Source organism: Corynebacterium sp. sy039 (assembly GCF_007904105.1).
Taxonomy (GTDB): Bacteria; Actinomycetota; Actinomycetes; order Mycobacteriales; family Mycobacteriaceae; genus Corynebacterium.
Map to the genome: position 1 here is coordinate 169,419 of NZ_CP042325.1, position 25,990 is coordinate 195,408.

The window sequence follows — 25,990 nt, forward strand, 5'->3', positions numbered from 1 at the left end:
AGTGTGTGGTTGGGTTCTGGTATTACCAGAACCCAACTTTTTGTATCTGAGTGTGCGATGCACTAACCCACCGTCGACAAGCGAAAAATAAAAAGCAGAAAATTACAAAGTTGAGTGGAACAAACTCAACTTTTTGTGCGTTGTAGAAAGCGTAAGACATAAACCTATCGAAAAAGGAAGAACAATGAACGCTTTTAACCCAACAACCAAAACTCAAGAAGCTCTCCAAACTGCACTGCAACAAGCGAGTGCAAAGGGGAACCCAGATATTAGACCGGCGCATCTCTTAGCTGCCATTCTCGGGCAAGAGGAGGGGATCGCCACGCCGGTGCTTAGAGCAACGGGAGTGGACCCTGAGGTGGTGCGTCGGGAAGCTGAGGGGCTTGTCGATTCTTACCCGAAAGCCCAGGGTAATGGGTTGGCAAACCCTAACTTTAACCGCGACGCGCTCAATGCGCTCACAGCTGCGCAGGAATTAGCAGGTGAATTAGGTGACGAATATGTCTCGACTGAGGTGCTGCTAGCGGCAATTGCGCAGGGTGGCTCAGACGCGGCGGAGCTCCTCACGAAACGTGGTGCTACCTATGACGTCATCAAAGGGGTTTTTCCGTCGGTGCGCGGCAATAAAAAAGTAACCAATCAAGACCCGGAAGGGCAATTCCAGGCCTTAGAAAAATACTCCACCGACCTCACCGCACGGGCTAGGGAAGGAAAGATTGACCCGGTCATTGGGCGTGATGCTGAAATTAGACGTGTGGTGCAAGTCTTGAGTAGGCGCACGAAGAATAACCCGGTGCTCATTGGTGAGCCTGGCGTGGGTAAAACCGCTGTCGTGGAAGGATTGGCGCGCAGGATTGTTGCTGGTGACGTCCCTGAGTCGTTAAAAGGCAAAACTTTAGTGAGCCTCGATCTTGGCTCAATGGTTGCCGGGGCAAAGTACCGTGGTGAGTTCGAGGAACGCTTAAAAGCAGTGCTTGATGAGATCAAAGCTGCAGAAGGTGAGATTATCACTTTCATTGATGAGCTACATACCATCGTGGGTGCTGGTGCTACCGGGGACTCTGCAATGGATGCCGGCAATATGATTAAGCCTTTGCTTGCTCGCGGAGAATTGCGCTTGGTTGGGGCAACGACCCTAGACGAGTACCGCAAGTATATTGAAAAAGATGCCGCACTAGAGCGTCGATTCCAGCAGGTTTTGGTGGATCAGCCCAGTGTGGAAGAAGCGGTAGCTATTCTGCGTGGTCTTAAAGAGCGCTATGAGGTTCATCATGGTGTGCGTATCCAAGACTCTGCGCTGGTAGCAGCGGCAACCTTGTCGGATCGCTATATTACGTCACGGTTCTTGCCGGATAAAGCCATTGACCTCGTCGACGAGGCAGCTTCTCGTTTGCGTATGGAAATCGACTCGTCACCTCAAGAAATTGATGAGCTGGAACGTATTGTGCGTCGGCTAGAGATCGAAGAAGTAGCGTTGCAAAAAGAAACCGACCCGGCTTCTCAGGAACGTCATCAGAAACTGCTTCAAGAGCTTGCCGACGAACGCGAAAAGTTAGGTCACCTGCGAGCTCAGTGGAATAATGAAAAACAAGCTATCGACAAAGTGCGCGAGGCTAAAGAAGAATTAGAACGATTGCGCTCTGAATCTGACATTGCCGAACGCGAGGGAGACTACGCCAAAGTAGCAGAGTTGCGTTATGGGAAAATTCCAGAGTTAGAAAAGACTGTGGCACAAGCTGCCGAAGAAAGCGTGGACACCACAATGCTCAGCGAGGAGGTCACCCCAGACATTATTGCTGAGGTGGTATCTGCGTGGACTGGAATCCCAGCAGGGAAGATGCTCCAAGGTGAAACACAGAAACTGCTCAATATGGAACAAGAATTGGGTAAGCGTGTCGTCGGGCAGCTGGCAGCAGTAACTGCGGTTTCCGACGCGGTGCGTAGAGCTCGTGCCGGTGTGGCTGATCCGAACCGACCAACAGGATCCTTCCTGTTCCTAGGTCCAACGGGTGTAGGTAAAACGGAGTTGGCCAAAGCCTTGGCTCAATTCATGTTTGACGATGAGCGCGCCATGGTGCGCATCGATATGTCTGAGTTTGCCGAAAAGCACTCTGTGGCACGTCTCGTTGGTGCCCCTCCAGGATATGTAGGCTATGACCAGGGCGGACAACTCACCGAGGCAGTGCGTCGCCGACCATATACCGTGGTGCTTTTCGACGAAGTGGAAAAGGCACACCCAGACGTATTCGATATCCTGCTGCAAGTGCTTGACGACGGTCGCCTTACCGACGGACAAGGACGCACTGTAGATTTCCGGAATACCGTGCTCATTCTCACCTCCAACCTGGGTGCAGGAGGCACAAATGAAGAAATGATGGCAGCAGTTCGTGCAGCCTTTAAGCCAGAGTTTGTTAATCGCCTTGACGATGTGGTGATCTTTGATCCACTCAGTCAAGAGCAACTGACCAGCATTGTTGATATTCAGATCGCTGACTTGGCTCAGCGCCTTGCTGCTAGGCGTCTCACCCTCGAAGTTGACCAGCCAGCCAAAGCATGGCTTGCGGAGCATGGCTATGAACCAGCCTACGGTGCACGTCCGCTGCGTCGTTTGATTCAGCAAGCTATTGGCGACCAGCTCGCTAAGAAATTGCTCGCTGGCGACATTATCGACGGCGACACTGTGGAAGTACACCTAGCATCAACCCAAGAGGAAGACGACTCCCTACTCAAGAGTTTGAGCGTTGTCGCTAAACGGTAATTTACCGTGCAGTACCGCCTGAACTCGGGCAATGTCAATGGTCTTTGTCCACTTACCCACCAAAATAGTGGCGACGGCATTGCCCGCAAAATTAGTCAGAGCACGAGCCTCAGACATAAAGCGGTCAATGCCCACAATAACTCCCACACCGTCCAAAAGATCTGGGCGGTGTGCTTGTAGACCGCCAGCCAAAGTGGCAAGACCAGCACCAGTAACACCAGCAGCGCCCTTAGAAGCAATAATCATAAAAATCAGCAGGCTGATTTGTTGCTCAAGACTCAAAGGCATATTCATCGCGTCGGAAATGAAAATCGCCGACATGGTCAGATAAATGGCAGTGCCATCCAAATTAAAAGAGTAACCAGTGGGAACCACAATTCCCACAGTAGGGGTGGCTACGCCCAAATGTTCCATCTTGCGCATCAAATTCGGCAACGCCGACTCAGAGGAAGACGTGGCAACAATCAACAAGAACTCGCGCCCTAAATAGCCACACAACCTAAAGATATTAACCCTGGTAAAAGCCCACAAAATGCTGCCTAGGACAACGAAAATGAAAATAATGCAGGTGATATAGAATGCGAGCATCAAAATCCCCAACTGCAATACTGCCTTCATGCCAGTAGCACCAACGACGCCAGCCATAGCACCAAAAGCACCAATAGGGGCAAGCCACAAAATCATATTCAGAATCTTAAAAATGACCTGCTGTAATTGGCGAATACCAGCCAAGATAGGCTCACCACGACTACCCAAAGACTGGATAGCAAAACCGGTGAGCAAGGCAATGAACAGCACCTGCAACACAGAGCCAGAGGTAAGCGCAGAAAAGAACGTGTCAGGAATGATTGACTGAATAAAACCAACTGTGCCGCCGTCACCCTTGCCCTCTGCTTGGGCAGCATACTCGGCACCAGCGCTCTTAGTGGCCTCGATATTAAGCCCATCACCAGGCTGAATGAAATTGCCAACCACAAGACCAATGGCGAGCGCGAAAGTAGACATAATGATGAAATAGATCAGTGCTAACCCACCGGCTTTACCTACCGAGGCGGCCGCGCGCACCGAACCAATACCTAGCACGATGGTGCAGAAAATCACAGGTCCAATCATCATTTTGATAAGACTGACAAACATTGTGCCAATTGGTTTGCAGGCTTTAGCTGCGTCGGGGGCGATAATGCCGAATAGGATACCGGCCACAACTGCAATAATCACACCAATATAAAGCCAATGGGTGCGATCTTTCTTTGCTTTGGGTTGCTGTGGCGCGGTGTTGGATACAGATGTTTCGTGCATGAAAACCACACTTCTTTGCAATAGGGATTACAAGTGAGAACTAATGTGTCACTACTAACATTAGTGCCAATTCCTTACTGAAAGAAATGGGTGTGAGAGTTGGTGGGTTTCCTTGATGTGATACATCAACTTTGAGTTCTCAGCAGGGGTCTGTCCGCTATACTGCCTTTTCTTCTGTTAGAGACTATTGACAAAGTAAACATCAATGTTAGGGTAGAGATGTAAAGGTTCCTCCTTGCCGATAAGAACCCTCGGGTTCTCCAGTAATGCTGGTAGGTGAGGAGGTCATTTTATCTATTCCAAAAGCGATTATCAACGTCCTTAAATAGATCGAAAGTATCCCATTCGGATGCACCTGAGTATAAATTATTCTTCATCTCATGGTCATTGCTTTCTAGTGAGCGAAAAAGAGCCCAAGAGTAATAATCAGCAATCTGACCATTTAGATCTTGCTTTACTGGGTGAAAGAGAATGCGTATCTCTTTTTGTAAGGGAGCTAATGCTATTTTAAGTTGCTTCTCTAAAGCCTTTTGCTTTTTGCCAGTAAGAACTGAATCAAAGATTAAAATTATTCGGTTGCATTTATCGGCTATAGCGTTATACACCCACTGTCCCATATTTTGTCCAAATAATTTGAGCAGTGTTACTTCCTCTTGTAAATCTGGTTGAGTGTATGCCTTATCAATCCAAATACTGTGTATGCGTATGTTATCGAGAGAAGAAATTACATCAGCAACTCGCCGACGCGTTCCTTTGCTATTTTCTGTTGCATGAAAATGAAGGTCTTTGCTGCCGCTAGCTAGAAGATCATATTTTAATTTTTGCATAGCAGCTGCTGATTTTTCTGGTGTGATTGTGCATACAGCGCTCAGAATGAAATGTTGTTTCCCTTTAGGGGTAAATTGCAAATCACCTGATTCATCCATGAAGACGAACATTGTATGTGCGTTAGTGGAGTGCGAAAACATGAAATTATATTCTAGGGCAAAAATAAGTATTCAATGTTTATTCTCCCAAGGCTTTATCCAGCGGACTTCGTCGCAAGGCTTTAGACTGGGAGTATGAGTATTACCATCAGTGCCAAAGAGTTATCTGAGCGCATACAATCAGGTAAAAAGCAGACGATTCTTGCCGCAATGTGGTACCGCAACGGGCGTGACGGCTATTCTCAATTCTGCTCGGATCATATTCCTACAGCGTTATTCTGTGACACAGCCGCCGCATTATCCGGCTTGCCTAGCTCCGAAAATGGGCGCAATCCACTCCCAAACCTCAACCTTCTCAACAAGTGGTTCTCAAAATGGGGCATTAGTGCTGATCGTGACATCGTTGTTTACGACGACCATCACGGACTTTTTGCAGCTAGAGCATGGTGGATATTCAAGTGGGTAGGGCTTTCTCGCGTATTCATTCTCGACGGTGGGCAAAAAGCCTGGGAAGCCCTCGGCGAAGAAACTCTGGGTGGCCCAGGTAACCTTCCTGGTTACCGCGAAGTGCTTGCCACAGGTGGGCACTTGCCAGTGGCAACAATTGAGGAAGTAAAAGCCCATACTGGTTTGCTTATCGACGCTCGCGAGCCCAATCGCTTTGCTGGGCGAAAAGAGTTTCTCGACCTCAAAGCAGGGCATATTCCAGGTGCTGTCAATATCTCCACGCGCAGTGTTCTCAACGCAGATGGCACATTTAAGAGTGCGGCGCAATTGCAGGAACTCTTTAGTCAAGCCGGGATCAACACTGCTGCCGACGTCGACAATGCCATAATCTACTCAGGTTCTGGAAACCACTCTGCGCAAGTCATTGCGGCAATGAATATCGCAGGCCTGGGTACCCCACGCCACTATATTGGTGGCTGGTCGCAGTGGAGCGCCGATCCGCGTAATCCAGTAGAAACCGGAGATTAGATTCTTCCAGCTAGGGGCGGCAAAATAACAATGTCGCGCTAGCGCGCTAGGGTATGACTATGCTTTTTCTTTTCGCAGCTTTATTCGCACTCCTTGGCGGGGCACTGCTCTACGCTGATTATGCGCGTAAAAATGCTCCTAGCGCTACGCCACAACCAGCCCAAAGCGAACCCCATTATGACTACATCGAAGGCGATGACCTCACCTTAGAACGAGCTCAGCCCGAGGAAACACCATCAGCTGCGGTAAAAGAGAAAGCAACCGCTGGAGGATTCCGCACAAAACTCCTTAGTACAGGGAAAAAAGAGCGCAAAACCTGGGCGCAGCATCATGGCTATGAGTTCACCAAACAAGATCCATTCCTGGAAGACGAATGGACGCGTGGTGCAGCTGCGTCGGGTGGCGTCATTCGAGATATTATCAGCACAAATATGGCTGACCACGAGTTCTACTTTGTGGATATAGCCGGGGTTTTAGTGATGGCAATGCGTCGAAGTGCTAGCTCAGAGGTAGTTATTTGTGCTCAAAAACCAGACATTGAGTTCCGAGATGCCTGTACTGACCTCACCCCACTAAGTGATGTTCACGGTTTTAGTTTTGCCAGCAGTAATCAAGGTGCCACAGAAAGAATGATGGATAGCAGAATCGTTCATGCCTGTCAGCATATGCCTGACGCAGTTCAGGCTCTATGGTGGGAAAATGATTGGGTTCTAGCTCAACTTGAGCGCACCGCTACCGCGCAAGACTGGGACGAAACCATCCCCCAACTACAACTGCTTGCCGACGCCGCCCTGGTACTACCAGCTAAAAGTGGTGCTTTCCCAGCCATTAACTTTGCTGAGCACACCCCAACGAGGCCTCTTCCTGCACCTCCGCTTAGTGCCGAGGGGGATGACTATACCGAAGAAGAGTTGCCAGAGTTATTACGCATTGTGGCGCAAGATGAACCAGTCACATTACCCAAACGCGCCAAGGCACAAAATCGAGGAGTCATGGAATTGCGCGAGGTGGGCGCTGATGAAGTACAAGCGATTGCGCATGGAAAAAACTCTCAGGATAGAGACACGCGTCAAGGCACTAAGATCTTAAGGAAACAAGTTGGAGACTCGCACATTTTCCATGACGCGAGCCCCGAAGAATAAAGAATATGGAGAACATAATGATTGACCAAGATAAAAAACAAGAGCTTGCCGCACTGGTAAAAGAACTAGCAGTGGTGCACGGAAAAGTCACCTTATCCTCCGGAAAAGAAGCAGATTATTATGTGGATTTACGCCGGGTGACCTTGCATCATCGTGCCTCTCGCCTTATTGGTGAGTTGTTGCGCCAACTATGCGCTGATTGGGATTTTGTTGCCGTCGGTGGGCTTACGCTTGGGGCAGATCCAGTAGCCACCGCGATCATGCACTCTCAAGGGCGCGATATCGACGCGTTCGTAGTGCGCAAAGAAGCAAAGAAACATGGTATGCAGCGCAGGATCGAAGGACCAGATGTGAGTGGGAAAAAAGTGCTGGTGGTAGAAGATACCACCACTACTGGCAATTCGCCGCTGACCGCAGTGGAGGCTTTGCGTGAAGCGGGAGCTCAGGTTGTTGGCGTGGCAACAGTGGTAGATCGTGCCACAGGGGCAGACGAGGTTATCGCTGCTCAAGGTCTGGAATACCGCTTTTTGTTGAGTCTTTCTGATCTAGGTTTGGCATAACACGATGAGCCAGGAGAAAGAATCGGATACCGCACCAGGACCGACTGAGTGGGGTCAAGGTCAGCATGGAGTTGCAGCGTGGGAAGTGCAATACCCAGGGCAGCCACTACCTACTGAAGAAAAATATGATCCTGAGCTATTGGCACAAGGCGATCGACGCAATGTGGTGGATCACTATCGCTATTGGCGCAGAGAGGCGATTATCAAAGACATAGATACGCGTCGCCATGCATTGCATATTGCCATTGAGAACTTTGAGAATGACGCCAATATAGGCACGGTGGTACGTACTGCCAATGCGTTCGCCGTAGACACTGTGCATATTGTGGGGCGGCGTCGATGGAATCGGCGTGGCGCTATGGTCACTGACCGGTACCAGAGGCTCCAGCATCACGAAGATACTCCCTCCGTTATCCACTGGGCGCATGAGCATGGGCTTTCTGTGGTTGCAATTGATAACACCCCTGGTAGTGTACCTATAGAGACGGCAACTCTACCTGAGCGTTGTTTGCTGCTCTTTGGACAAGAAGGGCCGGGAATTAGTGCCGCTGCACAAGAACACTCCATGCTCACTTGTTCTATTGCTCAGTTTGGTTCAACCAGATCAATCAATGCGGGTGTGGCCGCAGGAATAGCAATGCACACATGGATTCGGCAACACGCTGACTTGACTCAAGCATGGTAGGAGAGAGTGAGAAAGAGTGAAGGAAATTTGGGCGCATCGCGCTGACCTCGCAGAATCAGCTATCAATGAACGTCATGCGCGGCCGCTGTGGGGTATTCCGCACACTAACTTAGCAGTTGTCGCGTGGCCGTCCCATTTACGCGAAAAGCTCTTCTACCGCTGGCATTATTGGTGGCAAGCGCATTATCTTGACTGCCTCGTCGACGCAGCTACGCGACGTGGTACTCCTGTACGCAAAAAGCGCCTCCAAGAAACCATCAATGGTATTCGTTTGCGCCAATTCCGCTCCCTGACTGTCAATAGTTACTATGACGATAAAGCCTGGTTAGCCCTAGCGATTGACCGTGCACACAATGGCAGTGCGCCGAAGAAATACCAGCGCCAACTAGAGAGCAATATCATTGAGGGCAAAGATCCTGACGTCGGAGTAATGCCGTGGCGAGTCGGTGAAACATTCTACAATGTGCCCACCAATGGGCCTGTGGCAATTATGCTTGCTCGACGTGGAAAAATAACCCAAGCGCGGGAGCTGGTCGATTGGATCTTTGACAATCTCGTTGATGACAAAGGACTAATAATCGACGGCATGCGCATGAGTATGCACGGCCCAGAGTTAGCAAAACAAACGTACACCTACTGTCAAGGCGTTGTGATTGGTGCATGCTTGGAAATTGCTCTTGCTTTGCGTGAAGACGGTTATTACGAAGAAGCAGCCACCTACTTTGCCCATGTGCGATCTGTGATTGCCGCTGTGGCGAAAACAATGACATCACCCCAAGGAGTGCTCAATTCCGAAGCCGGGCACGGTGATGGCGGACTCTTTAAGGGAATTCTCGTACGCTACCTGGCAGACGCAGCTATCCGACTTCCACACGATCACGAAGTCAATCAACAAGCGAGAAAAACCGCCAGAAAGATAGTATTGGCCTCGGCAAAAAGCGTTTGGAGTCACCGAGTTGAAGTAGATGGATTACCTGTTTTTGCCGCTGACTGGACCGACGACGCCAGCCTGCCCCACAACTATGGAATCGGCGGCTCGGCACTCAGTGACCTAGTACGCGTAGTACGCATTGAAGGTCGCGATCTTTCGGTGCAGCTATCGGGTTGGATGCTCTTGGAGGCAGCCGCACGCCTCTACTGAAGAGTTTGGCATAATCGGGCATAATGGGAAGCAGTAGTTCAACATAACCCACTTGGAGGAAACTATGCCTATTGCTACCCCTGAGGTCTACAATGAGATGCTTGATCGCGCAAAAAACAGCGGTTTTGCATTCCCAGCGATTAACTGTACTTCATCTGAAACCATCAACGCTGCACTCAAAGGTTTTGCCGAAGCGGAGTCCGACGGTATCATACAGTTCTCCACCGGTGGTGCTGAGTTTGGTTCAGGCCTTGCAGTGAAAAACAAAGTACGCGGTGCACTTGCTCTGGCTGCTTTTGCGCACGAGGCAGCAAAAGCCTATGACATCAACGTCGCACTGCACACTGATCACTGTCAAAAAGAGGTGCTTGACGACTACGTTCGCCCACTCATTGCAGTGTCTCAAGAGCGCGTCGATCGTGGCGAGCTGCCATTATTCCAGTCACATATGTGGGATGGTTCCGCTATCCCTATCGACGAAAACCTCGTGATTGCCCAGGAGCTACTAGAGAAAGCCCGCAAAGCACACATCATCTTGGAGGTTGAGATCGGCGTCGTCGGTGGCGAGGAAGATGGCGTAGAAGCCAAGGCAGGGGCAAACCTTTACACTTCTACTGAAGACTTTGAGAAGACTATCGACGCAATCGGCACGGGGGAGAAGGGGCGCTATCTACTTGCAGCAACTTTCGGCAATGTGCACGGCGTTTACAAGCCAGGAAATGTGAAGTTGCGTCCAGAAGTGCTGCTAGAGGGGCAAAAAGTAGCGCGCCAGAAACTCGGATTGGACGAGAGTGCGCTACCATTCGACTTCGTATTCCACGGCGGTTCAGGCTCTGAAAAAGAAAAAATCGAGGAAGCATTGCGTTATGGCGTCATCAAGATGAATGTCGACACAGACACCCAATACGCATTTAGTCGCCCAATTGCTGCCCATATGTTCAGCAACTACGACGGCGTGCTCAAAGTAGATGGCGAAGTAGGCAACAAGAAAGTCTACGACCCACGTTCATACATGAAGAAAGCAGAACAAAGCATGTCCGAGCGTGTTATCGAAGCATGCCAAGACCTGCACAGCGTAGGAAAGAGCACCGCCAAGTAATGCGCAGTAAAGGACAGATATCTCGTACCTACTCGTATCTGCGGGGTTGGGACAAAACGCTCCAATCCCGAGTACGCAGGGTGCGTTACAATCTCGTCTCTATCCTGCAAAGCGCCCTGGCAGCTGGCATTGCCTTTTGGGTAGCCACTGACATCTTAGGGCACGCTCGACCTTTCTTTGCTCCCATGGCGGCAATTATTATCCTTGGGCTTAGCTCAGGTGCGCGCATTAAACGTGCAATTGAACTCAGCATTGGTTGCTCCATGGGAGTTGCTCTCGGTGATATCATCATCATGACGATCGGCACCGGACACTGGCAACTCGGACTTACTGTTTTTCTCGCCTTACTGGTAGCAAACTTCCTTTCTAATGCTCAGCTACTGATGAATCAGGTAGCCATCGGCACCATCCTGATCGCAACAATCATGCCCCCAGGCTCGGAGGATAGCGTCAATCGTGTCATCGATGCCCTTGTTGGATGTGGCGTAGGAATCGTCGTCATGGCACTCATACCCCATTCGCCTCTAGCAGGAGGGCGTCGTGAAGTAGCAAAAGTGCTACAGATTTCCTCCACAGTGCTTGCCGACGTTGCCCAAGGGCTAAAAACCAACGACGGTGACCTCATCGGCGAAGCCATCCGCCAAGTACGCGGCTCCCAAGGAAATATCAACGCCATGCTCGACGCCGCAAAATCAGGAGAAGAAGACACCAAAGTCTCCCCACTACTCTGGGCATCACGACGACGCGTAAAATCACTCATCCGAATCCTCGTGCCCGTAGACAACTCCATCAGAAACACCCGTGTACTCGCCAGACGCGCCCAGGTACTCGTCCAAGACGGCGACACCGTTACTGAAGAACAAATCGACATAATCGAAGAACTCTCCGAAATAGTAACCCGCCTCCACGACCTCTTCCTACGCCCAGGCGAAGTGCTCGAAGCTGTAGAAATCCCAGAACTCACCCGCAACCTCCGATATCTTGGCGCACGCTGTAGCCTCGACGTAGCAGCGCATAAAGTTCTCTCAGCACAAGTCATCCTCGCCCAATCACGCTCAATCATTGTAGACCTACTGCAAATATGCGGAATGTCCCGCGAATCAGCAGTAGCAGTATTATCACCTACCACCCAACAACCTGCCTACCCACCTGAACTCTGGCACAACTAAACTGTGGAAAACTCCAGCCGCGCATGGACTTATCCACAGACTCGCGAACATTCTCTTGAGTAGGTCACGCACCGCAGCTACTGTCATGCGCATGGAACTGTTCAATGTATTCGACGCACTCAATAGCAACGGCATTACTTTCGTGCGCCAAGCACATGAGCACTTTTCTAAAGCCCCAGAAATCATCAACCGCTGGAAAATGGACTCAAGAAAATTGCGTGCCATCGTACGGCTAGGTAGGCGGCTCTTCAAGCCCGCCAAAGACCTCCCTACTGAGGAGTTGGATTTTCTCAGGAAAGCAATAGATTCTGCCCAAGGGTTGAGCCTGGACGTACTACTGCTCATCGACAAGCACGTAGCAAAACTACAGGCTGACGTGGGCGTCGGTAAGCACGAATTGAGGCTGGAACTGACACAAGCGGCGCATAACATTGCGACATATAACGCAATCGACGCGCACTGTCGACACCGAGTTTCCACGCTTAATGCCCGCAGCATATATCGCCCTTGCAACAGTGTCCATATTTCGCAACCGGATGCCGACAACCAAATCCACATCATTGCGCGCGCAGATGCAGACCGAATCCGCCCATTTCTCGATCTCCTAGAACGCGAAACCGAACAAGCCTTTCGCGCCCAAGAAACACATACGCGCGCGCAAATACGAGGAGAAGTGTTTCTCAACCTCCTTACTCAAGGAAAAACAAATGGCGACAGTGCACTCCAACCACATATCGTCGTAACGCTCAACCAGATCGGATTAGACGGGCAACTTAACGACGGCACCTATGCAGTAACTGACGGAACCATACACCGCGCAGTGAACGAAACACTCGCCCCACACGGATTCATCAGCGTGCTCGACGACGAAAAACAACCACTATACATGGGGCGAATTATCCGCAGTGCCCACATCGACCAGCGATTAGCGCTCGCGGCACAACAAATACTTTGCGCAGGCCCTGGATGTCACCGCCAAGCGCGAATGCTGGAAGCACATCACATACACGAATGGCACAAAGGAGGAAACACAGACATCAACAACCTTGTGATGGTCTGCAGAGAACACCACAAACTTATCACTCAAGGGAGAGCTGAAATTTATTACAAACAAGGAAAGGCAATCTGGCGCGACAAAATTCGCAACATAGAATACACAAACGAACACCCGGTACTGCAATACAGCGGCAGTAACCTACTCAACACTACGGGCGAACAATCTGGGCATCACGAAGATGCCGATAAAACGTAACCCGATCCACCGGACGAGTCCGCGCAACGCCATCGATCGACACACGAATCGCCACGCCCCCTGCCTGGAGGGCGCGTCCGGTATGCACTGACTCCTCCTCTACTGAAGACTTTGGTAAAACACGACCCCATAATGAACGACGGGAAACGCTAGATGTGTTCATCACTCCAGCTATCAAACCTGGTGCATCGATCATGGGGACAAGTTTTGCGCCGAATTTGCCATACTGTGGAGTTCGTTTTCGTGCTTGATGATTAAGTAGCGTGGCGTCGTCGAGAATAATCTCTCCAGTAAACTCACGATTTTCCCACTGCTCAATGATTGCGTGGCCAGCTACTACATGGGCAGAGTCATCCCTGATAACTGGTACTGGTTTAATCTCTCCTGAGACTGCGAGGTTAAGTAACGACTCAAGAGAATCAACAGGCAGACCCCAGTTTTTTGCTGCAACAGACTTTTCAGTAGGGAGATATGCCACAGATGCCCACATAGTGTCTGAACGCATTAATCGAGTTAGTACTGTAGACAGTGAGGCATCCGTGCCAGAAACAATGATGCGTAACTCTTCAGTAGGGCACTGTGGTGCGCGTACAGGTGCACCCATGTGAGCAACATTTGGCTGCTGCATAATCTCTTCCAGTGTTGGGGTGGGATCAGTCGGTAGCATTTCTTTGCAGATAGCTTCGAGAAATTTGAGTTGTTTTTGAGTCGGAATCTGGGGTAACTCAAAGCTCTCAAACTCTTGAGTAGGGGCGGCGCCTTTCGGCGCCCCGCAGTGCAGTAGTACCAGGCGCATGGACTTTAGCTTAGTGCACTGTAGAATGATTAATCGTCTTTTAAGTTTGGATGGGATAGGACGTGTTTCGATGGCTGCAATTGTGATTGTTGGCGCGCAGTGGGGCGATGAAGGCAAGGGCAAGGCTACTGATATTTTGGGTGGGCTTGTGGATTATGTGGTCAAGCCGAATGGCGGTAATAATGCTGGTCATACTGTTGTGGTTGGTGGCGAGAAGTATGAGTTGAAGTTGTTGCCTGCGGGTGTGTTGTCGGAGAATGCGGTTCCGGTGTTGGGTAATGGTGTGGTAATCAATCTTGAGGCGTTGTTTGCTGAGATTGACGGTTTGCAGGCGAGGGGGGCGGATGCGTCGCGGTTGCGTATTTCGGCGAATGCGCATTTGGTCGCGCCGTATCATCAGGTTTTGGATCGGGTTCAGGAGCGTTTCTTGGGTAAGCGCGCAATTGGTACTACTGGTCGTGGCATTGGTCCGGCTTATGCGGATAAGGTGTCGCGTGTGGGGTTGCGGGTGCAGGATATTTTTGATGAGTCGATTTTGCGTCAGAAGATTTCTTCGGCTTTGGATGTGAAGAATCAGATTTTGGTGAAGATGTATAATCGTCAGGCGATTGATGTCGAAGAGACTGTGCAGTATTTTCTGTCTTATGCTGATCGTTTGCGCCCGATGGTGATTGATGCTGAGTATGTGCTCAATCGTGCTCTCGACGAGGGTAAGCACGTTCTCATGGAGGGTGGTCAGGCAACGATGCTTGATGTTGATCATGGCACGTATCCTTTTGTGACGAGTTCTAATCCCACTACTGGTGGTGCGTGTGTGGGTGCGGGTGTTGGTCCGACGCGTATTACGAGTTCTTTGGGGATCATCAAGGCTTATACCACTCGCGTTGGTGCTGGTCCGTTTCCTACGGAGCTTTTCGACAAGTGGGGTGAGTATTTGCAGACTACTGGTGGTGAGGTCGGTGTGAATACTGGGCGTAAGCGTCGTTGTGGCTGGTATGATTCTGTGATTGCTCGGTATGCTTCGCGAGTGAATGGGTTTACTGATTTGTTCCTCACGAAACTCGACGTACTCACTGGTATTGGGGAGATTCCAATTTGTGTTGCGTATGACGTCGACGGGCAGCGTTACGACGAGATGCCATTGACTCAATCCGAGTTCCATCACGCCACTCCTATTTTTGAGACTATGCCGGCGTGGGATGAGGACATTTCCGACTGTAAGGAATTTGCTGATTTGCCGGAGAAAGCGCAGCAGTATGTGCGTAGGCTTGAGGAGCTCTCCGGGTGTCGAATCTCTTACATTGGTGTTGGGCCTGGTCGCGATCAAACGATTGTTCTGAACGATATTCTTCAGTAATGTACTGTGGAGGATGATTATTCCCTACTGAAAGGTTTGTCATGAAGATTCGTCGTAAAGCATCGCTGCTATTAGCTTCAGCTGCGGTTTTTTCTCCAGTAGTAGCTAATGCTGCAGAAATCGCTCCGGGTGCGCCGATGCGTATTCGCCCAGTTATCGAAGAGGATTCTCCACTCAAGAATATGCCACCGCAGCTTTCCGCTGCCTCTTGCTCCCAGGGCGTGCCAGGTACTGTGACCATGCCTGATGGAACCAAGCGTGACGTGCTCATCACTGCAGGTCACTGTGTGTGGGGCGTTGATGGTGAGATGTCGAATGCAGCCTGAGGTTTATGTGCCAACTCATGAGGGCGATAAGCTCATCGGCACCCGCGAGCATGGCGCGCCAGTCCTGAACACTGACAATGAGAATGTAGAAGCCGTCCTCAACGGAGACGACTGGGGCACAATCGTGCTTATCGACGGAGTGAATGCCACTCGCATTGCTGACTCAAAGGATCAGTTCGGTAACTCTCAAGGGCAGCCAGTAGAGCTTACCAGTGTCCGTGATTATCCTGACCTCAAGCCAGGCGAAGTATCATTCGATGAATTTGGTAAGCCAATTTGTAAAGATGGACAAACCACTGGTCGTACTTGTGGCACTCAGGTTCTGCGCACCAGCAATGGACTGTGGTACTTGGGCGAGGTGCGCCCAGGTGACTCTGGTGGTGTGACTTTCGATCCAAACACAGGCGAAGCGCTTGGTGTTACATCCATGACAGTATTGGGACTCGTAGGTCGTTCCCAGCCAGCTGACGTGGCAATCGAAAAGGCTTATGGAATTCCAGATGGTCAGGTCAATGAGCGTTTCCAGCTCCCTAACTCTACTGAAGCGCACACACCAATGCGTAATTTCCAAGACGACACTGCTGCGGCTAACGAGTGGCTAATGAACAACGATCCACAGGTTAAGCAGCTTCAGGAGCAAATCTCCTCAGTTACTGAAGAGATTGAGAAGTTGATTCCACTCAACGCGCAAAACAGCATCGACGAAGTAACCAAGATTTTCGCTCAGTAGTTCTATGGAAAATTCTGTGGATGCAGCTGCAGCTCGCGTGCTGATCCTTGGCGTTGGTGAGTTCACTGGAGAGCTTACCAACGCCTTTAGCGCGCTAGGAGCGCATGTTCATGTGGAAGAAGACCCGCAAGATGTGCGAGCTCTTTGTGATGAATTCGATCCGGATTATATTCTGCCGCTGTCTGCTATTGCGGGGCTGGAGCAGTTGCAGGGTCTGGTTCCTTCAGTAGGGGCACTCGAGTTTTCTTTCAGTAGGGAGCAGATGCTGCGTTTGGCGCGCAAGAAGCTGGGGTTGCCGATCCCGATGTGCGAGGTTGCGTCGTCGTTCGCTGAGTTTGAGGTGGCGATTGGCCAGGTCGGCTACCCTTGTGTGGTTAAACCTTCGACGCACACCACTGGTCGTGGCTATGTGGTGGTGTCGAGTGAGTCTGAGGTGGCTGCGGCATGGCAGGGGCAGCGTGTTGTGGTGGAAAGTGTGTGTGGGCAGCAGGTTGTGCTTTTGGTAGCTCGGTCGATTGATCCTGCGACTGGAAAGTTAGCGACGTGGTTTTGCGAGCCAATTGGCGTGGAGGACACTCGGGCGTGGCAACCTATTGCCTTGTCTGCTCAGGCGCTGGAAAATGCGCGCTCGGTGGCTGCTCGGGTCAGTAATGCCTTGGGGGGTCGAGGTGTTATTGGTGTTGAGCTTTATGTTTCTGGCGACGATGTCTATTTCTCTGGTGCGGCTACCCAGCCTCATGATCGGGCAGTGGTGACGTTGGCGTCGCAACGCTTCAGTCAGTTTGAGTTGCATGCGCGCGCTATTTTGGGGTTGCCGTTGGACACCACGTTGATTTCTCCGGGTGCTAGTGTGAGTGTGGCGCGGCGTGGTCAGGTGAGTTATCACGCCGCGGTAGGTGCGCTGAGTGTGCCTGAGTCGGATATTCGCGTATTTCCTTCAGTAACTGTGGCGTTGTCTACTGCGGAAACCACAGCCCAGGCTAGTGCCCAGGCGCGGCTTAGTGCTCAGTCGCTTTAGCGTGGGTGAGCATTTCTTCCCACTCAACGATTTTCTTGCGTTCGCGTCCTTCGGCTTCGCCAAGGGCGCGTTCTGCTGCGTCGAGTTTGTACCAGCCGTCCCAGTTGGTGGTGGTGATGCCGCGTTCTTTGAGTAACTCAAGGATTGCGTTGTCGTCGCGGTGGTGTGCTGGGGTGAGGGTTCCGGTTGTCCAGTCGTTGAGGAGCATTTCTGTGGTTTCTTTGGCGTCGGATTTGGTGTTTCCGATTAGTCCTACTGGGCCGCGTTTGATCCAGCCGGTTGCGTAGAGTCCAGGGATGATGGCGCCGGTGTGGTCGAGGACGTGGCCGCCGTCGTTGGGGATGACGGCGCGTTGTTCGTCGAAGGGGATGTCGGTGATGGCGTCGGAGCGGTAGCCGACGGCACGGTAGACTGCTTGGACTTCCCAGTCGGTGTATTTTCCGGTGCCGCGTACGTTGCCGTCGCCGGTGAGTTCGGTGCGTTCGGTGCGGATGCCCACGACTTTGCCGTCGTCGCCAAGGATTTCTACTGGTGACTCAAAGAAGTGGATGTAGAGTTTGTGTGGTGCGCCTTTGGGTTCTCGGATTGCGTAGTTTTCGAGGGTTTGGCACACGAGGTCTTGGGATTTGGAGTCGCGGCGTGCTTGTTCGGAGGCGGCGTCGTAGTCGATGTCTTCTGGGTTGACTACGACTTCAATGGTGGGTGAGTGGTCGAGTTCTTTGAGTTCGAGTGGGGTGAATTTTGCTTGGGCTGGTCCGCGGCGCCCGAATACGTGTACTTCTGTGGCTTGGTTGGTTTTGAGTGTTTCGTACACGTTGTCGGGAATTTCGGTGACGTGGAGTTCTTCGCCGGTTTTGGCAAGGATACGGGCGACGTCGAGTCCAACATTTCCTACACCTACGACGGCAACTTGGCGCGCGGAGAGATCCCAGTCGCGGCTAAAGTCTGGGTTGCCGTCGTAGAAGCCGACGAATTCGCCGGCACCGTGGGAGCCTTGGAGGTCTTGGCCTGGGATGCCTAGGTCGCGGTCGCCGGTGGCGCCGGTGGAGAAGATGATGGCGTCGTAGTATTCTTTGAGCTCTTCGACGCTGATGTCTGTGCCGACATTCACATTGCCAATGAGGCGCAGTTGGGGTTTGTCGAGCACTGTGTGTAGGGATTTGACGATGCCTTTGATGCGGGGATGGTCTGGGGCTACGCCATAGCGGATCAGTCCGAATGGAGCTGGCATGCGCTCGAATAGGTCAATGCTGACGTCGACGTCGGATTTGATCAGTAGGTCGGAAGCGTAAATACCGGCAGGCCCTGCGCCGATGACGGCGACGCGCAATGGAGTAGTCATAGATAGTCGTCATTCCTTTGAGTAGGGAAAATTTTTTACTCATTTACTTTACGCGTTTTTGCCCATCTAGCAAAGGACTGCCTGCAGTACACTGGTAAGTGTATTTGCCCCTGAACCAGGAAGGAATCTGCTGGTGGCACACTCTGCATTGGTGAGCAGCATTGGTTGCAATTTCGATAGTTTTGATAGCGCGCATTTTGCGCAACAATTAGGATTGTCCATCCATGACCTAGGCGAGGTTTCCTCAGTAGCTGAGGCTTTGGCGGGTGCGCCGGAGTCGGGAGTCTTGTTCCTGGGCACGGGTAGCATTACTTTCGACGCACGTCTAGCCGCAGCATTGGGCGTGCCCATGTTTGTGCTCAGTGGCGCAGGTGTGCGTGAGGATCTTGTTCGCGAGGAGGTCGAGAAGATTGGGGCGTATCTAGCGGCATTTTTCACTGAGGAAACCGCAGGTAGTCAGACTCTGCCTACTCAAGAGTTTGAGCCAGTGATAAGCGCGGAGATTTTTGAGGCGTGGTTGTTGCGCCAAGCTAAAACTAAGCAGGCGCATATTGTGTTGCCTGAAGGTGACGATGATCGCATTTTAATTGCTGCTGACAAACTCTTGAGTAAGGGGATTTGCCAGCTGACTATTTTGGGCGTGCCAGAGCAGATACAGGCGCGCGCTGCGGAGTTGGAGTTGGATATTTCTGCGGCTGTACTCAAGGATCCGGCGACTGATCCACAGCGTGAGGAGTTTGCGCAGCAATTTGCGCAGTTGCGCAAGGCAAAGGGGGTGACTGTCGAGCAGGCTCGCGAAACGATGGCAGATATCTCCTACTATGCAACCATGATGGTGCACAATGGGCTTGCCGACGGCATGGTTTCTGGTGCAGCTCATACTACGGCGCACACCATTAAGCCTAGTTTTCAGATCATTAAGACTAAGCCTGAGGCGTCGGTGGTGTCGTCGATTTTCTTGATGGTTATGCAGGGCAAACTTTGGGCTTTTGGCGACTGTGCGGTTAACCCGAATCCGACACCGGAGCAATTGGCTGAGATGGCCGTCGTGTCGGCGCGGACAGCGGCACAGTTTGGGCTTGATCCTAAAGTTGCTATGTTGTCCTATTCCACGGGTACGTCTGGCAGTGGTCCGGATGTGGATCGGGTGGCGCAAGCGGTGGCTAGGGCACAGGAGCTTGATGGTTCGGTGGCGGTCGATGGTCCATTGCAGTTCGACGCTGCGGTGGTGGCGTCGGTGGCGCAAAAGAAGATGCCAAACTCTTCAGTAGCGGGGCAGGCGAATGTGTTTATTTTCCCGGACTTGGATGCGGGAAATATCACCTATAAGGCGGTGCAGCGTAGTGCTGGTGCTTTGGCTGTGGGGCCGATTTTGCAGGGGTTGAATAAGCCGGTTAATGATTTATCTCGTGGTGCTACTGTGGACGATATTGTCAATACTGTTGCTGTTACTGCTATTCAGGCTAAGGAACAAGCATAATGTCGTTGATTCTTGTGTTGAATTCGGGTTCCTCGTCGATTAAGTTTCAGCTTGTCGACCCTGATCAGGATGCCACAGCTGCCCCTTATGCGGTTGGTTTAGTCGAGCGCATTGGTGAGCAAGAGGGCAGGGTGAGCTTGAGTTTTGCTGGAAAAGACTATGAGAAGTGTGCGCCTATTGCCGATCATCGGGTGGGGTTGGATCTGGCATTTGGGCTTATGGATGAGCATGGTTGTGGTCTTGGCGAGGTAGAGCTCGAGGCAGTAGGGCATCGGGTGGTGCATGGCGGGCAAGTTTTTTCCCAGCCGGAAATCATCACGGATGAGATTGTTGAGTGGATTCGTGGTCTTATCCCATTGGCGCCCTTGCATAATCCTGCCAATATCTCAGGTATCGAGGTGGCTCGCGCACTTTTGCCGGATGTTCCTCATGTGGCGGTATTTGATACGGGATTCTTTTTTAACTTGCCACCGGCTGCGGCATTGTATGCCGTCGATAGTGAGGTGGCGGCGGAGCAAGGTATTCGCCGTTATGGATTCCACGGCACTAGTCATGAGTATGTGTCGCAGCAGGTTCCTGCTTTGTTGGGCAAGGATCCAGATCGGGTGAATCAGATTACCTTGCATTTGGGTAATGGTGCCTCAGCTGCAGCGATTCGGCATGGCAAACCAGTGGATACCTCAATGGGGATGACACCACTGGCAGGGTTGGCGATGGGTACTCGCTCTGGCGACATTGACCCTGGCATTATTTTCCACCTGTACCGCAACGGTATGAGCATTGATGACATCGACACCCTACTCAACAAACGCTCCGGGGTAAAAGGCATTGCGGGGGTTAATGATTTCCGTACCTTGCGCGCCATGATTGAGGAGGAAAATGGTGACGCTTGGCTTGCTTACAACATCTATATTCATCAGTTGCGTAGGTTTATTGGTTCTTATTTGGTGGCATTGGGGCGTATCGACGCCATCACATTCACCGCTGGTGTGGGTGAGAATGATAAGTTTGTGCGTGCCGACGCACTGGCTGACTTAGAAAACTTTGGTATTCAGCTCGACCCTGAGCGCAATGCAGCCAAGGCAAAAGGTCCTCGAGAGATTTCTACGGATAAATCTCAGATCAAAGTTTTTGTGGTTCCTACCAACGAAGAGCTTGCTATTGCCAGGTATGCGAAGAAACTGGCTAGAACCACGTCGTAGGGCGGACTTGGTTTGCCATATCGACGAGCTGATAACGGTGAAATGGGTGCGGGGTTGCCCGGGCGAGAGATCGCAAAGACTCATACAGTCCGGTGCGCAGCCCATCGCGAGTAAAAGCAAACCCAAATAACCCGCCTGAGGCAGCAGCGGCCGGCAATCCAGTCTCATGCAACCAGGTTAAACCGGCATTGAGCACGGCAATGCGAATTTGCTGGAACCTGGGCTCATTGGTGGGGATTTTCTCTAGTCGCCTCGCAGCTCGACGGATCCGCGACTCAGTAAGATCCTGAGACAGCAAATGCAAAATCGCTGTGAGCTGTGCCATGCGGTGATGTCGTGATGATTGGGGCACTTGGTCGAGTGCTTGTACCGCCAACTCCACCTGGTTTTCCGCCATGAGCATTCGCGCCAACCCGAACGCAGAGGACACTGTGGCGGGATTTGTCGCCCAGATGAGCGAGTAGAGATAGATTCCCTTATAGCGTAGGGTTTCTGGCTCAGTGGACAAATGATTCCACATACCACCCGGTGAATGGAAATCTAAACGCACCGCTGCAATAGCCGCATCTGGGGACAGTTGTGGTTTATCTGCCAAACCAAGCTGCTGCAAAATCAACTCAGATACCGCAGCACGCGCCAGTTTTGGTGCGGATTCCCCAGGCAGTACCGAGAATACCTGATTAAAGTTCGCTTGAGCACTCAGATAATCCTCAAGTAACAGTGCTGTAATGCCGGCATACCACTGGTAGCGCCAATCAGATCCCAATTGTGGTTCGAGAGTGTCCAACCAGGAGCGAGCTTCGTCGGTAAAGCCTAGGTCGATCAGGGAGCGTACTACACCAAGTGGGATTTCCTTTGAGTCACGGAACTTGTCTTGGGTCATTGCTTGGCGCATTGTCTCTAAGGCTTCTGAAGGCTCAGTGTAGGAGAATCCAGAGATGAGAACTGCGCCTGGGTCATCACGATCAAGTAGTGGCACAGGCAGTGCGGTGATAATCTCGGTGGGGGTCATTTTCACTGAGCGTTCAATGCCGTCGAGCAGCTGATCTGTGTGGAAAACTGCGTGCTTGGTGCCGTAGGTGGAACGCTGTGGGGAGAATAGTGAATACTGTGCTGGGAATTGTTTGCCATCGCGCACGGCAAGGAACTCACGCAGCACCCCGTAGAGCTGAGTCTCTAATTCCTTTATGCTACTGAAGCGTTTGTGCGGATCTTCTTCAGTGGCGCGGCGCAATAAGCGATGAAAAGACACATATTGGGCAAAGAGTGGTTCTTCATCGGGGGTGGGAAGTTTGGTGGAGTATGCGCCATTTTCGACGGGCAGGTGAATGGTGAGTGCAGCAAGGGTGCGCCCCACAGTGTAAATATCACTTGCCACCGACGGGCCATGCGTGGCTACTTCCGGTGCTTGGAATCCTTTTGTGCCGTAGATAAACCCATAAGCGCCAATACCAGATACCGCGCCCAGGTCGATGAGTTTGACTTGGTTTTCTGTGGCAATGATATTGTCTGGTTTGAGGTCGTTGTAGACCACACCACGGGAGTGTAAGTAGTCGAGGGCAGGCAGTACCTCTAGGATGTAGCCAATGGCACTGTCAATGGCAAAACGCCCGGTTTCCTGTTGTTTCTTGAGGGCGCGTAGTGAGGGGCCTGGTACGTATTCCATGACGATGAGTCCGCCAGGTATGCGAGGATCGTCGATAAAGTTGTAGCTTTTGACAATCCCGGGGTGGGTAATATCTGCCAGGAACTCCCGCTCTGCTTCGGCGGCACCATAGTCGTGGCTATTATTTTTGTCGATCATTCCTTTGAGTACGACCATGCGACCGGATACATTACGATCGGTGCCAAGGTAAATCCAGCCCATGCCGCCGTGGGCAATGACACCAACAATTTCATATTGCTCGGCAACAATATCGCCAGGGTGCAAAATAGGCGGTTCTACCTCAGAGTTGTCCGTGGGGTTTTTCAGCGCTAAGTCTTCGGGGATTAGTGGGATGAATGGCAGGCTGACCATGCCATTGGCAACAGGGCGGGCGCTTCGGCTGGTGCCGCGTCGTTGGCGGAAAGTAGAGAGGGCTTCCTCGCGGGCGCGATTTCCTATTTGTTGTGCATAGTCTTGGTCGTTTTCGTCTTCGTCGTCAGCAAAAGGATCAAAGGCAACGGCACCAGTTTCTTCAGTATAGGGCAGGTTATCGAGCCCTTTGATGAGTGCTGCGATGTCCGGGTCGGCATTTGAGTAGGTGCGATCAGTAGTGACCTGTTCATGGTCGTTGGCGAAAGGATCATAGAAGGCTGCTTGGGTGTGTTCATTGTCTGGGATAGGCATTAGTTACGCACCGTCCTTTCGCTGCGGTAGTTCAGTGCTGGTGGTTGTTGGGTGGGTAAGTATGCGCCAAGCCATTGGTCATAGAGCTCATACCAGGTTCCATCGGAGAAAATACGTTCTAGAGTGCTATTTACTTGCCGGATGAGCCCGTCGGTATTGTGGCGTACTCCTGGTTTGGCGAAGGCAATGCCATAGTGTTCCTCGCCAATTGTGCTGTTGGTGATTCGGGTAAAGGGGTCTTGGGCTGCGATTCCAGAAAGGGTGATGTCATCGGAGATCAGGGCGTCTGCTTGGGATTGTTGCAAGCTGACCAAGCAATCAGAGTCGGAGTTGGCGACTAGCAGATTGGTGTGTGGTGCGTATGCTTTAGCGCTTTGTAAAGAGGTGGATTTGTCGGTGACGCAGGCGGTTTTCCCTGCAAGGTCGTCGATTGTTTCTACCTCAGATCTGGCTGGCACTAGGAGTCGTGTTTGCGCAGTGAGATAGGCTGTGGAGAAAAACACCTGGTCTTGGCGTTGTCTGGTGATGGAGATATTGCGGATAATGCAATCGACTTGATTGCTTTCTAAGACTTCGACCCAAGAAGAACTGTCGACGAACCGGAACTCTACTTTGCTTGGATCACCAAAGATATCTCGCGCTATCTCCCGGGCAATATCTGCCTCAAAGCCCAAAATTTCTCCAGAGGCAGGATCACGGTATCCCAGCAAGTATTGGGACTGATCTACACCAACAATCAGTCTGCCTCGGCGCATAATCTCTGGGACACGTTCCTGCGGACGACGCTCATCCGGGGCAAGAGAGCCAAGAAGATTAGTGGTTTCATTAGGTTCGTGCGCGACCCCATCGGCTTTTTCTAAGGTAACGCCATCAGGCAAAGGCACATAAGCGCTTGGTGTTGTGTGTTCATCCTCAAACCGGAATTGATCTGCACTAGCGCAGCTAGTGAGTAGGAACACTAGTCCGATAGCACCGAGACACATTGTTTTTTTCATCATAAATACTCCAACAGTCGTGCTCGGATTCCTAACCATAGGGCTAGTACGGATAGTATCGACAGCACCAATACCACGATGCTGATAAAACTAGATGCACTTACCCCGCGGGCGATATGAGCGCGCATACTCTGGCGAGCGTCGTCGATGAGCACTTCTAATTCCGTATCAAGTTTCTTAAAACTCTCATTCCCTTCGGAGGTAGAGTCGCCCACAGCCAAAGGTAGCGCTGTGTCGTAGTCACCCACACTCAAAGCCTCGAGGAGACTGTCGTGGGCTTGTTGCCACTGCGCCAAGGTGTCTCTGGCAGTATCTGTGTGAGTGGAATCCTTTGCCACTTGGGAGGCGTCGAAAGTATCCAATGCTTTGGATACTGCATGATGTGCCGAGCTAAAAGTCACTGTGCTTGAGATTTGCGACTGCCGATGCACCAGGGCAATGGTTTCATTGGTGCGCGCTTGCTGGGCCATAACTCGCGCACTGACGAGCTGATTAAGCGGAACAGCTGCCTGTTCATAGGCTTGATTACCAGCTTGCCAGGTCAGGATATTAGCCGTAGACACCCACAGCGTAGCGCTGACCATTAAAATTGTGGCAAATAAAAAGCCGCGATTAAGCCGTCGATGTGTCGCTTTTGCTAACCACACTTGCACAGCAATCAAAATGAGCAAGGTAATGAACAAAACAGAAAGCGGCACCCACAATGGCACTGCTAAGTTCCGTTGCTGTTCGACGACCTGCCTAGAGGTTATCGCGTAGAGTTGGTCTGCCGTCGGGAGTATTTCTTTGCGCATAAGCGCATTGGCTTCCGACATATAAGCTGCGCCAACGGGGTTGCCCTGGCGATTATTTGCCCATGCTGTCTCGACCAAACCAGCATATGTGGGTAATAGCTCGTTGATCCGTACCACTTTATTCATTGTTTCGGGATCAGCTTCGGATAAGCCAGCAGCAGTGCGTATTGCCGCACGGGTGGCTTGTTGATATGCCGCGTAATACTGTTGGCGGTTTTGTTCACTATCTGCCCCAGAGCGCACGAAGCCAACTGTTGCTTGAGTATCGGCAAGGGAAAGCGCAGTGTAGAGGTCGTGGCTCATTGCAGAAACTGGCTCAGTGCTGCTGATCAGTACGCCGAGATCGGCTCGTCGTTGGGCAGAGGCTTGTGACATCAATAACCCGGCAATGAGCACCGCAATACTAGATACGACGACAAAACTTGTCATTTTACCTGGGGTTGTGCCCAGGAACCTGAAGAACTTTTTGATCCATCGCAGCGGAAAAGCAAGAGATTCTCGCCATATGTCCCGAGTGCTTTGGGCACGTTGCGTGCGATTATCGGCATGGTCAAGCCAAGAATCTTCAGGGGTATCTAGTGAGATCTCTGGCATAACTTTACAATAGTAGAAACA

The 25,990-nt window shown here is 51.5% G+C and carries 23 protein-coding genes; 15 read left to right on the forward strand and 8 right to left on the reverse strand.

What is annotated here, in order from left to right:
- Positions 1-184 precede the first annotated feature (184 nt).
- Positions 185-2,758 (forward strand): ATP-dependent chaperone ClpB, encoded by a 2,574-nt coding sequence (clpB, locus tag FQV43_RS00765; protein ID WP_144273685.1) that lies wholly within the window; start codon positions 185-187, stop codon positions 2,756-2,758.
- Here the strand turns inward: clpB and FQV43_RS00770 are convergent.
- Together FQV43_RS00770 and FQV43_RS00775 are read right to left on the reverse strand one after the other, a co-directional pair.
- A complete protein-coding gene (locus tag FQV43_RS00770) occupies positions 2,723-4,057 on the reverse strand; it encodes a cation:dicarboxylate symporter family transporter (RefSeq protein ID WP_146338167.1) in 1,335 nt (444 codons plus the stop codon). The two genes, clpB and FQV43_RS00770, sit on opposite strands and share 36 nt — an antisense overlap.
- A 290-nt stretch (positions 4,058-4,347) precedes the next feature.
- Positions 4,348-4,983, reverse strand: a complete 636-nt coding sequence (locus tag FQV43_RS00775) for a DUF3800 domain-containing protein (RefSeq protein ID WP_246846931.1) — start codon at positions 4,981-4,983, stop codon at positions 4,348-4,350.
- A 135-nt stretch (positions 4,984-5,118) separates the two neighbouring features.
- Here FQV43_RS00775 and FQV43_RS00780 point away from each other — a divergent pair, with 135 nt between their 5' ends.
- The 8 genes from FQV43_RS00780 (at position 5,119) to FQV43_RS00815 (ending at position 13,006) form a co-directional block, all read left to right on the forward strand.
- Positions 5,119-5,958: a sulfurtransferase gene (locus FQV43_RS00780; RefSeq protein WP_146338172.1), complete on the forward strand. Its 840-nt coding sequence runs from the start codon at positions 5,119-5,121 to the stop codon at positions 5,956-5,958.
- 59 nt (positions 5,959-6,017) lie between these two features.
- A complete protein-coding gene (locus FQV43_RS00785) occupies positions 6,018-7,100 on the forward strand; it encodes a hypothetical protein (protein WP_168195006.1) in 1,083 nt (360 codons plus the stop codon).
- Between the two features lie 17 nt (positions 7,101-7,117).
- Positions 7,118-7,660, forward strand: a complete 543-nt coding sequence (gene pyrE / locus FQV43_RS00790) for an orotate phosphoribosyltransferase (protein WP_185967197.1) — start codon at positions 7,118-7,120, stop codon at positions 7,658-7,660.
- Between the two features lie 4 nt (positions 7,661-7,664).
- Positions 7,665-8,345 (forward strand): RNA methyltransferase, encoded by a 681-nt coding sequence (locus FQV43_RS00795; RefSeq protein ID WP_146338176.1) that lies wholly within the window; start codon positions 7,665-7,667, stop codon positions 8,343-8,345.
- 16 nt (positions 8,346-8,361) lie between these two features.
- Positions 8,362-9,486, forward strand: a complete 1,125-nt coding sequence (locus FQV43_RS00800) for a glycoside hydrolase family 76 protein (RefSeq protein WP_144273692.1) — start codon at positions 8,362-8,364, stop codon at positions 9,484-9,486.
- A gap of 64 nt (positions 9,487-9,550) precedes the next feature.
- Positions 9,551-10,585, forward strand: coding sequence for a class II fructose-bisphosphate aldolase (fbaA, locus tag FQV43_RS00805; RefSeq protein WP_144273693.1), 1,035 nt, complete (start codon positions 9,551-9,553; stop codon positions 10,583-10,585).
- Complete coding sequence (locus tag FQV43_RS00810; RefSeq protein ID WP_144274128.1) at positions 10,585-11,754, forward strand: aromatic acid exporter family protein; 1,170 nt, start codon at positions 10,585-10,587, stop codon at positions 11,752-11,754. Before fbaA ends, FQV43_RS00810 begins: the two co-directional genes overlap by 1 nt.
- A 91-nt stretch (positions 11,755-11,845) precedes the next feature.
- A complete protein-coding gene (locus FQV43_RS00815; protein ID WP_168195007.1) occupies positions 11,846-13,006 on the forward strand; it encodes an HNH endonuclease signature motif containing protein in 1,161 nt (386 codons plus the stop codon).
- Here FQV43_RS00815 and FQV43_RS00820 read toward each other — a convergent pair.
- Complete coding sequence (locus tag FQV43_RS00820) at positions 12,960-13,802, reverse strand: hypothetical protein (RefSeq protein WP_146338180.1); 843 nt, start codon at positions 13,800-13,802, stop codon at positions 12,960-12,962. The genes FQV43_RS00815 and FQV43_RS00820 overlap by 47 nt on opposite strands.
- Before the next feature lie 70 nt (positions 13,803-13,872).
- Between FQV43_RS00820 and FQV43_RS00825 the strand changes: the two genes are divergently transcribed.
- From FQV43_RS00825 to FQV43_RS00840, 4 genes are read left to right on the forward strand one after another with little or no spacing between them, the layout of a single operon-like run.
- Positions 13,873-15,159 carry an adenylosuccinate synthase gene (locus FQV43_RS00825; protein WP_144274130.1) on the forward strand — a complete coding sequence of 429 codons (1,287 nt, stop codon included), beginning with the start codon at positions 13,873-13,875 and terminating at the stop codon, positions 15,157-15,159.
- Between the two features lie 41 nt (positions 15,160-15,200).
- On the forward strand, positions 15,201-15,485 hold the full coding sequence (locus FQV43_RS00830) for a hypothetical protein (protein ID WP_146338183.1): 285 nt from the start codon (positions 15,201-15,203) through the stop codon (positions 15,483-15,485).
- Positions 15,475-16,215 carry a hypothetical protein gene (locus FQV43_RS00835; RefSeq protein ID WP_146338185.1) on the forward strand — a complete coding sequence of 247 codons (741 nt, stop codon included), beginning with the start codon at positions 15,475-15,477 and terminating at the stop codon, positions 16,213-16,215. The genes FQV43_RS00830 and FQV43_RS00835 overlap by 11 nt, the downstream gene beginning before the upstream one ends.
- 4 nt (positions 16,216-16,219) lie before the next feature.
- Positions 16,220-17,233, forward strand: coding sequence for an ATP-grasp domain-containing protein (locus FQV43_RS00840; RefSeq protein ID WP_146338187.1), 1,014 nt, complete (start codon positions 16,220-16,222; stop codon positions 17,231-17,233).
- Here FQV43_RS00840 and FQV43_RS00845 read toward each other — a convergent pair.
- Positions 17,214-18,527 (reverse strand): FAD-dependent oxidoreductase, encoded by a 1,314-nt coding sequence (locus FQV43_RS00845; protein WP_246847022.1) that lies wholly within the window; start codon positions 18,525-18,527, stop codon positions 17,214-17,216. The genes FQV43_RS00840 and FQV43_RS00845 overlap by 20 nt on opposite strands.
- Positions 18,478-18,618, reverse strand: coding sequence for a hypothetical protein (locus FQV43_RS10170; RefSeq protein ID WP_246847025.1), 141 nt, complete (start codon positions 18,616-18,618; stop codon positions 18,478-18,480). Before FQV43_RS10170 ends, FQV43_RS00845 begins: the two co-directional genes overlap by 50 nt.
- A gap of 84 nt (positions 18,619-18,702) precedes the next feature.
- Between FQV43_RS10170 and pta the strand changes: the two genes are divergently transcribed.
- Together pta and FQV43_RS00855 are read left to right on the forward strand one after the other, a co-directional pair.
- Positions 18,703-20,055, forward strand: a complete 1,353-nt coding sequence (pta, locus tag FQV43_RS00850) for a phosphate acetyltransferase (RefSeq protein ID WP_371710947.1) — start codon at positions 18,703-18,705, stop codon at positions 20,053-20,055.
- Positions 20,055-21,257, forward strand: a complete 1,203-nt coding sequence (locus FQV43_RS00855) for an acetate kinase (protein WP_144273700.1) — start codon at positions 20,055-20,057, stop codon at positions 21,255-21,257. Before pta ends, FQV43_RS00855 begins: the two co-directional genes overlap by 1 nt.
- Here the strand turns inward: FQV43_RS00855 and FQV43_RS00860 are convergent.
- The 3 genes from FQV43_RS00860 to FQV43_RS00870 are packed head-to-tail and all read right to left on the reverse strand — an operon-like array spanning position 21,241 to position 25,969.
- The gene (locus FQV43_RS00860) at positions 21,241-23,586 is read right to left on the reverse strand and encodes a serine/threonine protein kinase (protein ID WP_146338193.1); all 2,346 of its coding nucleotides are present in this window, start codon (positions 23,584-23,586) and stop codon (positions 21,241-21,243) included. The genes FQV43_RS00855 and FQV43_RS00860 overlap by 17 nt on opposite strands.
- Positions 23,586-24,584 carry a glutamate ABC transporter substrate-binding protein gene (locus FQV43_RS00865; RefSeq protein ID WP_168195008.1) on the reverse strand — a complete coding sequence of 333 codons (999 nt, stop codon included), beginning with the start codon at positions 24,582-24,584 and terminating at the stop codon, positions 23,586-23,588. The genes FQV43_RS00860 and FQV43_RS00865 overlap by 1 nt, the downstream gene beginning before the upstream one ends.
- Entirely contained in the window at positions 24,581-25,969 is a 1,389-nt protein-coding gene (locus tag FQV43_RS00870) for a phenol hydroxylase (protein WP_146338195.1), read from the reverse strand. Before FQV43_RS00870 ends, FQV43_RS00865 begins: the two co-directional genes overlap by 4 nt.
- Positions 25,970-25,990 lie beyond the last annotated feature (21 nt).